The following is a 12,268-nucleotide window of genomic DNA, read 5'->3' on the forward strand; positions in this document are numbered from 1 at the left end:
CTAAAGCACTCCTGACTTAAGCCGCCTCCCAGCCCGCCAAGGGCCGTGGGAGGCGGCTTTGGCGTATCTTGTTTGCCCTACGTGCGATAATGGGCGGCGTGAGTACCCAAGCTGATACCTATGCCGTTATTACCACCACCGGGCCGGACAAGCCTGGGGTCTCGGCGGCCTTCTTCCGCGTGTTAGCGTCTTATAACGCCGCGCTTGTCGACGTCGAACAGGCCATCTTTTCCGGCCGCATCACCCTTGCTGCCCATACCCGCATTCCCCGTACGCGCGCCGATCAGATTGCACAGGGGTTGCGCAATACCTTGAGCATCTACGGGCAACAGGTATCCGTGGACGTGCGGGAGGAGGAATCTAGCGCGCGAGCTCGCTCCACGCATGTGGTGGTTCTCATGGGAACGGAAGTCACCGCCCACCACGTAGAGGAGGTCGCCCGCGTACTGGCCAACTTCGATACCAATATCGACCGCATCCGCGGGCTGTCGACCTCCCCGCTCACCGGCCTGGAGCTTTTCTTGTCCCTCGATGGTTCCGCGGCACCTGTGCGCCAAGCGCTGGCAGAGCTAGCACAGCAGATTGGTATCGACATTGCCATCGAACCTGCGGGTCTGGGCCGACGCTCCAAACGCCTCGTCTGCTTCGACTGCGATAGCACCCTCATCCAAGGCGAGGTCATCGAGATGCTAGCCGCGCACGCCGGCAAAGAGGAAGAGGTTGCCGCCATTACGGCCCGGGTTATGCGCGGCGAGTTGGATTTTGAGGAGTCCCTACGCGAGCGCGTGGCCGTTCTGGCCGGCCTGGATGCTTCCATCATCGATGAGGTAGCCCGCGAGATTCAGCTGACCTCCGGTGCCCGCGAGACCATTGCCACGCTCAACCACATCGGTTATCGCACCGCTGTGGTCTCCGGTGGGTTCATCCAAGTTCTAGAGGGCCTAGCCGCAGAAATGCACTTAGATTACGTCCGCGCCAATACCTTGGAGATCGCCGATGGCAAGCTCACCGGCCGCGTAACCGGCAAGGTGGTTGACCGCAAGGCCAAGGAGGAATTCCTGCGGGAGTTCGCCGCGGATTCCGGCGTGAGCATGCGCCAGACGGTCGCCGTGGGCGACGGCGCCAATGACATCGATATGATTACCGCCGCGGGGCTGGGCATCGCCTTTAACGCTAAGCCGGCGCTGCAAGAGGTGGCGGATACCTCGGTAAATCACCGGCGGTTGGATGAGGTACTACAGATTTTGGGAATTCCGGCCGAGGAGGTTGTTCGTGGATAAGTTTGAAGTAGCCCACCAGCGTTTGGTGGAGGCATGTGATTCGCGTTCGTGGCGCGATGACCCAGAAAACCCCGACGAGCCCGCCACCATCCAAGCGATGCAGATTGCGCTTAACCTGCCAAAGCAGGAGCCGCCGGCGCGCACGGAAGTGCTGGAGGCGGCCGCCAGCGCCGTTGTGGCCGTGTGCTTGGACGAGCGCGCGGGGGAGGACGGGGCCTTCGCTCACGCCCTGGGCCAGTGGTATGGCCACCGCATCCGCAAAATCGCCCGCCGGGCGCGCAATAAGGCCTGGCGCGATGTGCAGAGCCTGCCGGGCGTGACTGTGGCGGACCGTGCCCGGGCCTTCGCGCCTTCGGCCGTGGGGGAGGTGGATCCGCTCATCGGCAAGCTGCAGATCGGTCACACTGACCTTGCCTATGATGAGCCGGGAGCCCCGCTTGGCGACGCCCCCGTCATCTACGTCGACCGCAGTCTCGATATGTCTGCCGGCAAGGCCGCAGCGCAGGTGGGCCACGGTTCGATGATGCTCGCCGCGGCGATGTCGGTGGAGGAGGCTCGTGCCTGGGCCGACACGGGTTTTGAGCTTTCGGTGCGCGAGGTGCCCGGCGAAGATTTTCGCACGGCCTGCGCGCAGGACGGCGCCGTGGTGATCGTGGACGCCGGGTTTACGGAGATTGCTCCGGACTCGGCTACCGTGTGCGCCCTGCGGCGACCAATCGCTTAAGCGCGCCGCGCACCGTATCCGCGTCGGTGGTCTGCCAAAAGCTTGGCATGGAGGCCTTGAGGAAGCTGCCGTAGCGCTTATATTCTAAGCGGTTATCGAGCACGGCCACCACGCCGCGGTCGGTTACGTGGCGCAGCAGGCGGCCTGCGCCCTGTGCCATGAGCAAGGCGGCGTGGTTGGCGGAGACCTCCATAAACCCGGAGCGGCCCGCAGCATCGGCCGCCTGGGCGCGCGCCTGCATCAGGGGATCATCCGGCCGAGGAAACGGAATGCGGTCGATGATGACCAGCGAACAGGCCGGCCCCGGCACGTCCACGCCTTGCCACAGGGTAAGCGTGCCGAAGAGGCAGGAGTTTTCCTTCTGAGAGAATTTCTCTACCAGCGCGCCGATGGAATCCTCGCCTTGTACGAAGAGGTCAAAGGGGATGCGCGGCTTGAGGGCGGTGGCCGCCTCTTCCGCGGCGCGGCGGGAGGAGAACAGACCAAGCGTGCGCCCGCCGGCGGCCATAATGAGCTCGTAGATCTCATCGATGGTTTCTTTGGGCAGGCCATCGCGGCCCGGCGCGGGCAGGTGCTTGGCGGTATACAGGATGCCGGATTTGGCTGGGTCGAAGGGCGTGCCCGCATCCAAGGTGTCGTAGGTGCCGCTCGGCATGCCCCACTGCGCGGCCATGGCATCGAAGCGGCCGCCGAGGGCGAGGGTGGCCGAGGTCAGCACCACCGTCTGCTCCCCAAAGAGGTTCTCGCGTAGCATGTGGGCGATGGAGAGGGGCGCCACGGCGAGGGTCTCGGCGTCGCTGCGCGGATCGGGCTCGAGCCAGACGACGTCGTCTTGCTTGGCCGGGTCATCGGTGGCGAAAACCTCCAGCATGCGCGCCACAGCCTGCGCGAGGTCGGAGAGGTGGTTGCTCAAGTTTTGGCGCTCGGCGTTTTTCTCTGGGTCGTCGGTCGCTTCGCCTTCTGGTGCGCGAGAAATGAGGGACTTAACGCGCAGGAATTCGTCGGCAAGCGCGCGCAGGTGGCCCTGGGAAGTTTCATCCAAGTCGGTCCAACGGCCGGGCTCTTGGATTTTCATCAGGTCATCAAATTCCTCGGCCAAGTCCGAGAGGCTACCGGCATTGCCCAGCGACTTCGCGCGGTTGGCGGCCATCTTGATGGCGCGGGTAGTAATCTCCGCGGTGGATACAGAGGTGATGCGGCCGTCGAGCTCATGAGCCTCATCGATAATGGCGACGTCGTGCTCCGGCAAGATATTTGCCTCAGAAACCGCGTCGATGGCGAGCATGGCGTGGTTGGTGACCACGATGTCGACGTCGGCAGCCGCCCTGCGAGCCTCTTCCGCAAAGCAATCCGGCCCGTGCGGGCAGCGCGACGCGCCCAAGCACTCGTTGGAGGTGACCGATACCGCCCGCCATACCAAGTCCGGTACGCCAGGCTCTAGGTCATCGCGGTCACCGGTGTCGGTTTCCTGCGCCCACTCGTGGATGCGGCGCACGGCTTTGCCGCGGTGGGAGATCTCGGATTCGTCGATAAGAGCTTCCGGGTCATCCGGGGTAGCCGCAATCTTATTCATGCACAGGTAGTTATTGCGGCCCTTCATGATGGCGAAGGTGGGCGTACGCTCCATCACAGGGGCGAGGGCCTTAGTAAGCCGCGGCAGATCGCGCTCCACCAGCTGGCGCTGCAAGGCTAGGGTCGCGGTGGAGACGATGACGGTGGACCCCGAGTTCATCGCATGCCGGATAGCCGGGACCAAGTAGGCCAGGGATTTACCGGTACCGGTACCGGCCTGCACAGCTAGGTGGCGCTCCTTTTCGAGCGCGGCCGAGACGGCCGTGGCCATGCGCACCTGGCCTTCGCGCCGGCTGCCGCCCAGCGCATCAACGGCCTTTCCCAGCAGCGTTTCCGTGTCGAGGTTTAGGGGCTCATCTGCGTGCTCACTCACCCCACACAGTCTAGCGGCCTACTTTTTAAAGCCCACCATCCGCGTGGGCACGGCCGCTTCATCGCGGGAGAGCGCCAGGCCTTCCCATGGCAGGGTCTTGCGGGCCTGATCTAAATACTCGCGGGAGGCATGCAGATCAGGCAGCCCGTCGACGATGTGGCCATCGCGCATGAGGGGAATGGTCATCTCGCGGGTATCGAGCTGGCCGGTATCCGGCGCTGGTGCGTCGAAGGGGTAGACGATCTCTTCTACCGCCACACCCGAGGAACGGTAGGTGCGCAGCGCCCGCTTGGCACCGCCGACGGATTGCTTGGAGGAAGAGCGCTTCGCCACTGGGATGCCGTCTACCTCTACGACCTTGTAGACCATGCCCGCGGTGGGCGCACCGGAGCCGGTTACTACGGAGGTGCCGACGCCGTAGACGTCTACCGGATCGCCGCGCAGGCCGGCGATGGCGAACTCGTCAAGGTCGGAAGATACCACGATATTGGTGTTGTGATTGCCCAAATCATCCAGCTGCTTGCGCACGCGGCGGGTAACCGCACCCAGGTCACCGGAATCGATGCGAACGCCGCCGAGCTTCGGTCCACCTACCTTCACTGCGGTCTCGACGCCCTTGGTGATGTCATAGGTATCGACCAAAAGCGTGGTGTCTACGCCAAGGGTGTCGATCTGGGAGCGGAAGGCGGCCTCTTCATTCGGGGTACCATCCGGGTTGGTATGCGCCAAGGTCCAGGAGTGGGCGGCAGTGCCGGAGACCGGAATGCCGTAGCGGTAGCCCGCCTCCAAGTTGGAGGTGGCATTGAAGCCGGCCAGGTAGGCCGCGCGGGCGGAGGTTACCGCCGCATACTCGTGGGTGCGGCGCGAGCCCATCTCGATAATGGGGCGGCCGTCGGCTGCCGTGACCATGCGGGAGGCGGCCGAAGCCACCGCGGAATCGGCGTTCATGATGGACAAGATGACGGTCTCAAGAACCAAGCATTCCCCAAAGGTGCCGCGCACCGTCAGGATGGGGGAGTTGGGGAAATAAAGCTCGCCCTCGCGGTAACCGTCAATCTGCCCGGAAAAGCGGTAGTGGCGCAGGTACTCCTTAGTCTGCTCATCCAGGAAGTCCATCTCCGCTAACTGATTGGCCGAGAAGCGGAAATCCTCCACTGCGCGCAGGACGCGTTCGGTGCCGGCAACTACGCCATAGCGGCGCTCATTGGGCAGGCGGCGGCTGAATACCTCGCAGGTGACCTGGCGGTTTGCCGAGCCATCGCGCAGCGCGGCCTGGAGCATCGTTAGCTCATATTTATCCGTGAGCAGTGCAGTAGAGCGATCATTAGGGATAGCTTTGTCATTCACGGGAGTGATAATACCCACTGACTAGGTGGTTTTCAGGGGTTTAGATTCTTTGGCGCCGGAATGTGCGAAGCCAGATTGCGCGGGCCCACAATAGATTCCCAAATATGGTTAGGCTAGAGGGCATGAAGGCGCAATTTCCTGTAGTCCGGATGAGCTCTCCGATGGCTACGCCCGAATTGGATGAAGAACTCGACGTAGACGTAGCCACGAGCGAGAACCTGCCGTGGATGTGCATCGTGTGGGATGACCCCGTCAACTTGATGAGCTACGTGTCCTATGTATTCCAAACAGTGTTGGGCTATGACAAGAAGCGGGCCAATGAACTCATGATGCAGGTCCACACCGAGGGCAAGGCCGCCGTGTCCAGCGGCGAGCGCGACAAGATTGAAGCGGACGTGAAAAAGCTCCAGATCGCCGGTCTGTGGGCAACGATGCAGCAGGCAGGTTAAATAGATGCAACCGTGGAAGAAAAAGAAGTCTCTCATGCGCGCGCCGAAGATCACGGCCGTATTCGAACCAATGGAGCGCGAGGTCCTGGGCGATCTCACCGCCACCGTCTCTGAGGCGATCATTAAGCGCGCCCAGTCCGCGCCCAAGGACGAGCTGGCGGAAATGCTGGACATGCCCACCGGCCACACCGAGGCCCCGGACGATCCCTCGCTGGCGCGCCTCTTCCCGGACTTTGAAATGCCCGGCGATGAGGAATATGAAGGCGATGCATCATTGCTGCGTTCCCTGCATGAAAACGACATTGCGCGCGCCAAGCTGGAAAACCTGCAGGTAATTGGCTCTGCCCTCGGACCTACCGGTGGGGTAGAGGTTACTATCAACGAGCAAGAGGCCCAGGCCTTCGTCGCTGGCCTGAACGACCTCCGCCTCTTTGTCGCGGCGGGCGATGTGGCCGATAACAACCTGATGTCTGACCGCGATAGCCTCGTGGAATGGCTGGCTTTTTGCCAGGATTCGCTGCTGCAGGTGCTGATGGACTAATGCTGGACGGCATGAGCATCGGGCACTATAGCGGCACCGATACCGGAGTCACAGTGCTCTACTTCGGGCCGGGCGGAGCGCTCGGCAGCGTCGATGTGCGCGGCGGCGGCCCAGGCACCCGCGAAACGGACCTTTTACAGCCGCACAATACGGTCGAGCGCGTCCACGCCGTGGTGCTAGCAGGCGGCTCCGCCTTTGGCCTAGCCGCTGCCGACGGCGTGATGAATGAGCTGGCAGAGCAAGGGATCGGCTTTCCCGTCTTCGGTGAGGACAAGCCTGGGCCGCGCGTGCCCATCGTTCCCGGCGCCGTCATTTTTGACTTGCTGGTCGGGCCTTCTCGCCCTGGGCCGGAAGAAGGCGCAGCCGCGCTGCGAGCCGCGCTCATAGGCAGCGACGGATCCATGGGTTCGGTGGGCGCCGGAGTGGGAGCCACTGCTGGCAAACTACGGGGCGGCTTCGGGCTGGCCACGCGCCGGGTGGGTGACTACGAGGTCAGCGCCGCGATGGTTGCCAATCCCGTGGGCGAGGTCATCGAGCCGCAGTCCGGCCGGCTGTACGGCGCGCCGGGGCGCACCCCGGTCAATGCTGCCGCCTACCGCGCCTTGCCGCACCCAGCGGAGTCCAAGCTCAATACCACCATCGGCGCCGTGCTTACCGACGCCCCCGTTACCACCGCCCAAGCCCAGCGCCTGGCCATGACTGCCCACGACGGCATCGCCCGTGCGGTGCGTCCTGCGCATTCGCCGCTGGATGGGGACACGATCTTTGCCCTGTCCACCGCCAAGCGCCCAGCCGAACTGAGCACGCAGGTGGTCACCCAGCTGTGCGCCGCGGCCGCCGACGCCGTGGAAGAAGCCATCGTCAACGCGGTCACCGCCGCCAACCCCGGCCTAGGCTTGAGCGCGTACCGCTATCTGCTGGACTAAGATAAGGCGCATTATGACTTCAGGTGGAACATCTAACTACCGGCCGGCGCCCACGGGCCAGGTCAACCGCGGCGATTCCAAGAACTACACCCGCAGTGGCCGTATCACCACCGGCTTTTCTATAGCCTTTGGTTTCCTGGTGGTGGAGTGGGCGGTCCACATCATCAACGCCTTCCTCTTTGGTGGCCAGCTTTCTAACTACGGCATTCGCCCGCTGGATTTCAATGGCATCTGGGGCATTGTCACCGCCCCGCTGCTCCACGCGAACTTTGAGCATTTGATGTCCAACTCGGTACCTGGCGCCATCTTTTGCTTCCTCATCGGTCTTTCCGGCCGCAAGGCCTGGTGGGAGGTCACGCTAATCACCACGCTGGTTGCGGGCCTTGGAACCTGGTTTATCGGCGGCCCCGGTACCTCGCATATCGGTGCTTCCAGCTTGGTCTATGGCTGGCTGGCATATCTGATTGTGCGCGGAATTTTTAACCGTTCGCTCATCCAGACCATCTTGGGCATCGTGCTCGGCTTCGCCTACTCCGGCTTGGTATGGGGCGTGTTGCCCGTCTACGAGGGCGTGAGCTGGCAGGGCCACCTCTTCGGCGCCATCGGCGGAATCCTCGCCGGTATGACCATTACCTCGGACGACCCGGTTAAGGCAGTGAAGCGCTAATGCCAACTGCGACCTCTCCCATCGGCATCTTTGATTCCGGCGTGGGCGGGCTCACCGTGGCCCGCGCGGTGATGGAACAGCTGCCGCACGAATCCGTCATCTATACCGGCGATACCGCCCACAGCCCTTATGGCCCGCGGCCCATCTCGGAAGTCCGCGCCTTTTCCCAAGACGTGGCCGATCGGCTGGTGGAGCGCGGCTGCAAAATGCTGGTCATTGCCTGCAATACCGCCACCGCCGCCTTCTTGCACGATGCGCGTGAGCGCTATGATATCCCCATCGTGGAGGTCATCCGGCCCGCGGTGCGCCGAGCCATGTCCACCACGCGCAACGGAAAAATCGGCGTCATCGGCACTGAGGGCACCATCAAGTCTGGTGCCTACCAAGACTTATTCGCACTCAACCCCAAGGTGCAGGCCTTTGCCACCGCCTGCCCGGACTTTGTTCCCTTCGTCGAGCGCGGCATTACCGCCGGCCGCCAGATCCTCGGCGTCGCCGAGGGCTACCTAGCCCCGCTGCAGGCACAAGGGGTAGACACGCTGGTGTTGGGCTGTACGCACTATCCGCTGTTGACTGGCATTATCCAGCTGGCGATGGGCGATAGTGTTTCGTTGGTGACCTCCTCGGAGGAGACCACTAAGGACGTGATGCGGATCCTCACGGAAACGGATATGTTGGCCCCCGCAGAGAATCAGCCGGTCCACACTTTTGAATCCACCGGCGACCCAGAGGCCTTTGCCCGCCTTGCCACGCGCTTTCTCGGCCCCCAGATTGCATAAGGAAGTGCAATTTCTCCCCCGTTTGCACGTTGAGTACGCATGCGGGGTGATTTCATGGAACTATTGAGCCCATGAAGCTGACCATCCTAGGCTGCTCCGGTAGCGTCCCCACCGCCCAAAATCCCGCCTCCGGCTATTTGCTGTCCTTCGATAATGCGCCGTCCATCGTCCTCGACATGGGCCCTGGCACCTTGGCGCAGCTGGAACAGCAGCAGGATCCTTGTGATGCGCACGTGGCCTTTAGCCACCTCCACGCCGATCACTGCCTGGATTTTCCTTCCTTGATGGTGTGGCGCCGCTTCCATCCCACGGCACCGGCGGCTTCGCGCAATATGTGCTTCGGGCCGAAGGCTACGCCCACGCACTTGGGCCGCCTGTCTTCCGATGAGGTTGATGGCATCGATGACATGTCCGATACCTTCGCCTTCAGCGCCTGGGAGCCGGGCGAGCGCCAGCTCGTGGATGACGTCTATATCACCCCCTTCCCGGTAAACCACCCGGTAGAGGCCTATGCCTTGCGCGTGGAGCACACGAAGACGGGCCAGACTATTACCTATTCCGGTGACTCTTCGTATACGCCCGCGCTTGTCGAAGCCGCCCGTGGCGCCGATATCTTCCTCTGCGAGGCGGCCTGGGGCGAGACCTCGGAGGGCAAGGCGCCGGACATGCACATGTCGGGCGCGGAAGCCGGTAGGGCGGCACGCGAGGCGGGTGTGAGCAAGCTGGTGCTCATCCACATTCAGCCGTGGGGCGATGCGCAAGCTACTTTGGAGGCCGCCCGCTCCGAATTCGACGGCGAGATTGTCCTCGGCGCCGCGGGGATGGAGTTCTAAGATACGCTGGACGGCATGACTGAATTTACTCGTGCCGATGGGCGCGCGCTCGACCAGATGCGCAGCGTCCGCATTACCCGCAATTTCACCACCAACCCGGCCGGCTCGGTGCTGGTGGAGTTTGGCAATACCCGCGTCATGTGCACCGCATCTGTGGAATATGGCGTGCCGCGCTTCAAGCGTGATTCGGGCGAAGGCTGGCTTACCGCCGAGTACGCCATGTTGCCTTCTGCCACCCATGACCGCATGCCGCGCGAATCCATGAAGGGCAAGGTCAAGGGCCGCACCCATGAGATTTCCCGCCTCGTCGGCCGCTCCCTGCGCGCCGCGGTGGACTTGGAGGAGCTGGGCGAGAACACCATCCAGCTCGACTGCGACGTCCTCCAGGCTGATGGCGGCACCCGCACTGCGTCTATCACCGGCGCCTATGTTGCGCTTGCCGACGCCATCGCACACCTCAAGGCCGAGGGCGTCGTCCCCGGCGAGCCGCTGCTCGATCCCATCGCCGCGGTCTCGGTCGGCATCATTGATGGCGAAATCTGCCTCGACCTGCCCTATGAGGAAGACTCCCGCGCCGAGGTCGACCTCAACGTGGTGATGCAGGAATCCGGTGACTTCGTGGAAATCCAGGGCACCGGCGAGCATGGCCTCTTTGGCCGCGAGGAGCTCAACGAGATGCTAGACGTAGCCCAGAAGGGCTGCCGCGAGCTCATTGCCGCACAGAAGGCGGCGCTGGGGTGGTAATTCTCGTCGCGTCCAATAACCCGAAGAAGCTCGCGGAGCTGGAGCGCATCCTGGCCGACGCCGGCATCGAGGGCGTCGAGCTGCGCCCGCTATCCGCCGTGGAGCCCTACCCAGAGCCGGTGGAAGACGGCCGCACCTTTGCCGATAACGCGCTCATCAAGGCCCGCGCCGGCGCGGCCGCGACCGGCTTTGCCACCATCGCGGATGATTCCGGCCTGGCCATCGAAGAGCTCAACGGCATGCCCGGCGTGCTTTCCGCCCGCTGGTCCGGCCAGCACGGCAATGACCAGGCCAATAATGACCTGGTCTTGGCACAGATGGCCGATGTCCCCGATGAGCGCCGCGCCGCCGCCTTTGTCTCCGTCTGCGCGCTCGTGACTCCCGATGGCACCGAGCACGTGGCCGAGGGCCGCTGGGAAGGCCGCTTCCTGCGCGAGCCGCGCGGGGACAACGGCTTTGGCTATGACCCGCTCTTTCAGCCAGAAGGCGAGTCCCGGTCGGCCGCGGAGATGGTCTCAGAAGAAAAGAACGCGGTCTCGCATCGCGGCCGCGCTCTAAGTCAACTAGTCCCCGCCATCGCGGAGCTGGTTCGTAGTTCCTAAAGCTGGAACTCCTCCTTAATCTCCTTGCGGCGCTTGTGCTCCATCCAGAAGGACAGGAAGGGCACCACGCCGGCAAGGGCGGTGGTAAAGAGCTTGCCCACCGGCCACAGCGCGCGCGGGCCGAGGATGAGGATGGACAGCAGGTAGGTCATGTACGCGATGCCGTGCACGATCGCGATATAGGTGGCCCACTCTGGGATCTCCATGCCGATGAGGTACTGGCAGACCATGCGGATGACCAGGATAATCAGGAAGACACCGGTCACGGTGGCCGCGATGGAGAAAAACTTCAAAGGTCCGCGGATGCGGGCCTGGCGGGCGGGGTGAACTTTATTGGTCATAATCAGCTTTCTTCATTCTCGCCGCGCCGGCGGCGCGGGGTATTCATGGCGTTGAACGTTTCCACATCTATCTGCGGCCGCTGGGGCAGGAAATCCTCATCGATTTTGGTATCTGCCTGCGGCTGTGCGGGAGACTCAGCCGGGGCCTCAGTGACGGTGCTATCCATGTCGCGGGCTTCTTCCTCGGCCGCGAGGCGCTCGTTTTCATAGCGCAGCGTGGTGCGATAGGCATAGACCACGAACACGGCGAACAGTGGCCACTGGAAGGCATAGCCCAAGTTTTGGAAGGTGCCCGAGCCGGAGCGGAAGCGTGTCCATTGCCAATAGGCCAGGAATAGGAAGAGCACGACGAAAAACGCGATGAGGAGGATGTGCCACCACCGCACCTGCATGCGCTTGTTCTTCTTTTCCTCTTGAGTGCTCACGCGTTCCACCCTACCCACCAGCGGCCGGAAAACAGAACACCCCTGGTTTCTGGATTGACGGCGTGCCGTGTACACTATGGCAAGTCCCCCGCGCCCGTGGCGGAATTGGCAGACGCGCTAGATTTAGGTTCTAGTGTCTTATGACGTGTGAGTTCAAGTCTCACCGGGCGCACTATCGGCGCCGCTGGCTCTCGAAGCTGGCGGCGCTTTCGCATATCACCGCCCGCATAGTCGGCCTAAACGACAGAATGTGTTGTTTTGCGGCGTGTCGGGCTAAACGACATTTTGTGTTGGTGGGGTTTAGCGTATGTGGCCTTTGCGTATTCCCATAGAGTGGTTGTAGGCAGTGTCGATGGCACTGTCGTAGGTTGCTGGTCGGCCGTCTTCGTGGCCGCTGGTGGCTTGTTTTTCTTGGTTGGCTAGGGTTTGTGCTTTGGCGAGTGCGTCCTGGCCCCAGTTTTGCTGCCTGGCGATCTCTACAGGGTCGTCAGGCAGTTGCGTGTGGAGGTATAGCCACCAGTCGCAGGCGATGCGTTGTTGTTCGTGGGGTTGCCCGCAAATTGTGGACACGTAGTGGAGCTACCTAGTGGTTAGGCGGCTATTTCTTTTCTGCTGGTGGTTAGACCGATGCGGTTCTCGAAGTCGGCGGGGCTTATCATCCCGAG

General features: G+C 62.8%; 14 protein-coding genes, 1 tRNA gene and 1 pseudogene. 11 read left to right on the forward strand and 5 right to left on the reverse strand.

Features of this window, described 5'->3' with window-relative positions; translation table 11 throughout:
• The first annotated feature begins 89 nt into the window (after nucleotides 1–89).
• A complete protein-coding gene (gene serB / locus MHX61_RS10180; protein WP_239194581.1) occupies nucleotides 90–1,280 on the forward strand; it encodes a phosphoserine phosphatase SerB in 1,191 nt (396 codons plus the stop codon).
• On the forward strand, nucleotides 1,273–2,004 hold the full coding sequence (locus MHX61_RS10185; RefSeq protein ID WP_239194584.1) for a peptidyl-tRNA hydrolase: 732 nt from the start codon (nucleotides 1,273–1,275) through the stop codon (nucleotides 2,002–2,004). Before serB ends, MHX61_RS10185 begins: the two co-directional genes overlap by 8 nt.
• Here MHX61_RS10185 and MHX61_RS10190 read toward each other — a convergent pair.
• Nucleotides 1,970–3,949, reverse strand: a complete 1,980-nt coding sequence (locus tag MHX61_RS10190) for an ATP-dependent DNA helicase (RefSeq protein WP_239194587.1) — start codon at nucleotides 3,947–3,949, stop codon at nucleotides 1,970–1,972. The genes MHX61_RS10185 and MHX61_RS10190 overlap by 35 nt on opposite strands.
• An 18-nt stretch (nucleotides 3,950–3,967) precedes the next feature.
• A complete protein-coding gene (locus MHX61_RS10195; RefSeq protein ID WP_284820739.1) occupies nucleotides 3,968–5,296 on the reverse strand; it encodes a nicotinate phosphoribosyltransferase in 1,329 nt (442 codons plus the stop codon).
• 122 nt (nucleotides 5,297–5,418) lie between these two features.
• Here MHX61_RS10195 and clpS point away from each other — a divergent pair, with 122 nt between their 5' ends.
• The 8 genes from clpS to rdgB all read left to right on the forward strand — a co-directional run bounded on the left by clpS (nucleotide 5,419) and on the right by rdgB (nucleotide 10,837).
• Nucleotides 5,419–5,745, forward strand: coding sequence for an ATP-dependent Clp protease adapter ClpS (gene clpS / locus MHX61_RS10200; RefSeq protein ID WP_005323948.1), 327 nt, complete (start codon nucleotides 5,419–5,421; stop codon nucleotides 5,743–5,745).
• A 4-nt stretch (nucleotides 5,746–5,749) separates the two neighbouring features.
• Nucleotides 5,750–6,286: a DUF2017 domain-containing protein gene (locus MHX61_RS10205; protein WP_005327313.1), complete on the forward strand. Its 537-nt coding sequence runs from the start codon at nucleotides 5,750–5,752 to the stop codon at nucleotides 6,284–6,286.
• Entirely contained in the window at nucleotides 6,286–7,212 is a 927-nt protein-coding gene (locus MHX61_RS10210) for a P1 family peptidase (RefSeq protein ID WP_239194599.1), read from the forward strand. Before MHX61_RS10205 ends, MHX61_RS10210 begins: the two co-directional genes overlap by 1 nt.
• Before the next feature lie 13 nt (nucleotides 7,213–7,225).
• Entirely contained in the window at nucleotides 7,226–7,879 is a 654-nt protein-coding gene (locus tag MHX61_RS10215; RefSeq protein WP_005323951.1) for a rhomboid family intramembrane serine protease, read from the forward strand.
• Nucleotides 7,879–8,658, forward strand: coding sequence for a glutamate racemase (murI, locus tag MHX61_RS10220; protein ID WP_239194590.1), 780 nt, complete (start codon nucleotides 7,879–7,881; stop codon nucleotides 8,656–8,658). Before MHX61_RS10215 ends, murI begins: the two co-directional genes overlap by 1 nt.
• A 71-nt stretch (nucleotides 8,659–8,729) precedes the next feature.
• Nucleotides 8,730–9,491: an MBL fold metallo-hydrolase gene (locus tag MHX61_RS10225; RefSeq protein ID WP_239194593.1), complete on the forward strand. Its 762-nt coding sequence runs from the start codon at nucleotides 8,730–8,732 to the stop codon at nucleotides 9,489–9,491.
• Nucleotides 9,492–9,506: 15 nt separating this feature from the next.
• Complete coding sequence (gene rph / locus MHX61_RS10230) at nucleotides 9,507–10,235, forward strand: ribonuclease PH (protein WP_005323955.1); 729 nt, start codon at nucleotides 9,507–9,509, stop codon at nucleotides 10,233–10,235.
• Nucleotides 10,229–10,837, forward strand: a complete 609-nt coding sequence (rdgB, locus tag MHX61_RS10235; RefSeq protein WP_204611085.1) for an RdgB/HAM1 family non-canonical purine NTP pyrophosphatase — start codon at nucleotides 10,229–10,231, stop codon at nucleotides 10,835–10,837. Before rph ends, rdgB begins: the two co-directional genes overlap by 7 nt.
• Here rdgB and MHX61_RS10240 read toward each other — a convergent pair.
• Together MHX61_RS10240 and MHX61_RS10245 are read right to left on the reverse strand one after the other, a co-directional pair.
• A complete protein-coding gene (locus MHX61_RS10240) occupies nucleotides 10,834–11,178 on the reverse strand; it encodes a DUF3817 domain-containing protein (RefSeq protein ID WP_204611086.1) in 345 nt (114 codons plus the stop codon). The genes rdgB and MHX61_RS10240 overlap by 4 nt on opposite strands.
• 2 nt (nucleotides 11,179–11,180) lie before the next feature.
• A complete protein-coding gene (locus MHX61_RS10245) occupies nucleotides 11,181–11,570 on the reverse strand; it encodes a hypothetical protein (RefSeq protein ID WP_204611410.1) in 390 nt (129 codons plus the stop codon).
• 123 nt (nucleotides 11,571–11,693) lie between these two features.
• On the opposite strand from MHX61_RS10245, the gene MHX61_RS10250 reads away from it, so the two are divergent.
• Nucleotides 11,694–11,775 (forward strand) — tRNA-Leu (locus tag MHX61_RS10250).
• A 128-nt stretch (nucleotides 11,776–11,903) separates the two neighbouring features.
• Here MHX61_RS10250 and MHX61_RS10255 read toward each other — a convergent pair.
• Nucleotides 11,904–12,158 (reverse strand): annotated as a pseudogene (locus MHX61_RS10255) (transposase); the annotation flags it as partial.
• Between the last annotated feature and the right edge of the window lie 110 nt (nucleotides 12,159–12,268).

The sequence above is a fragment of the Corynebacterium sp. ACRPF genome, from assembly GCF_022347395.1.
Taxonomy (GTDB): Bacteria; Actinomycetota; Actinomycetes; order Mycobacteriales; family Mycobacteriaceae; genus Corynebacterium; species Corynebacterium tuberculostearicum_D.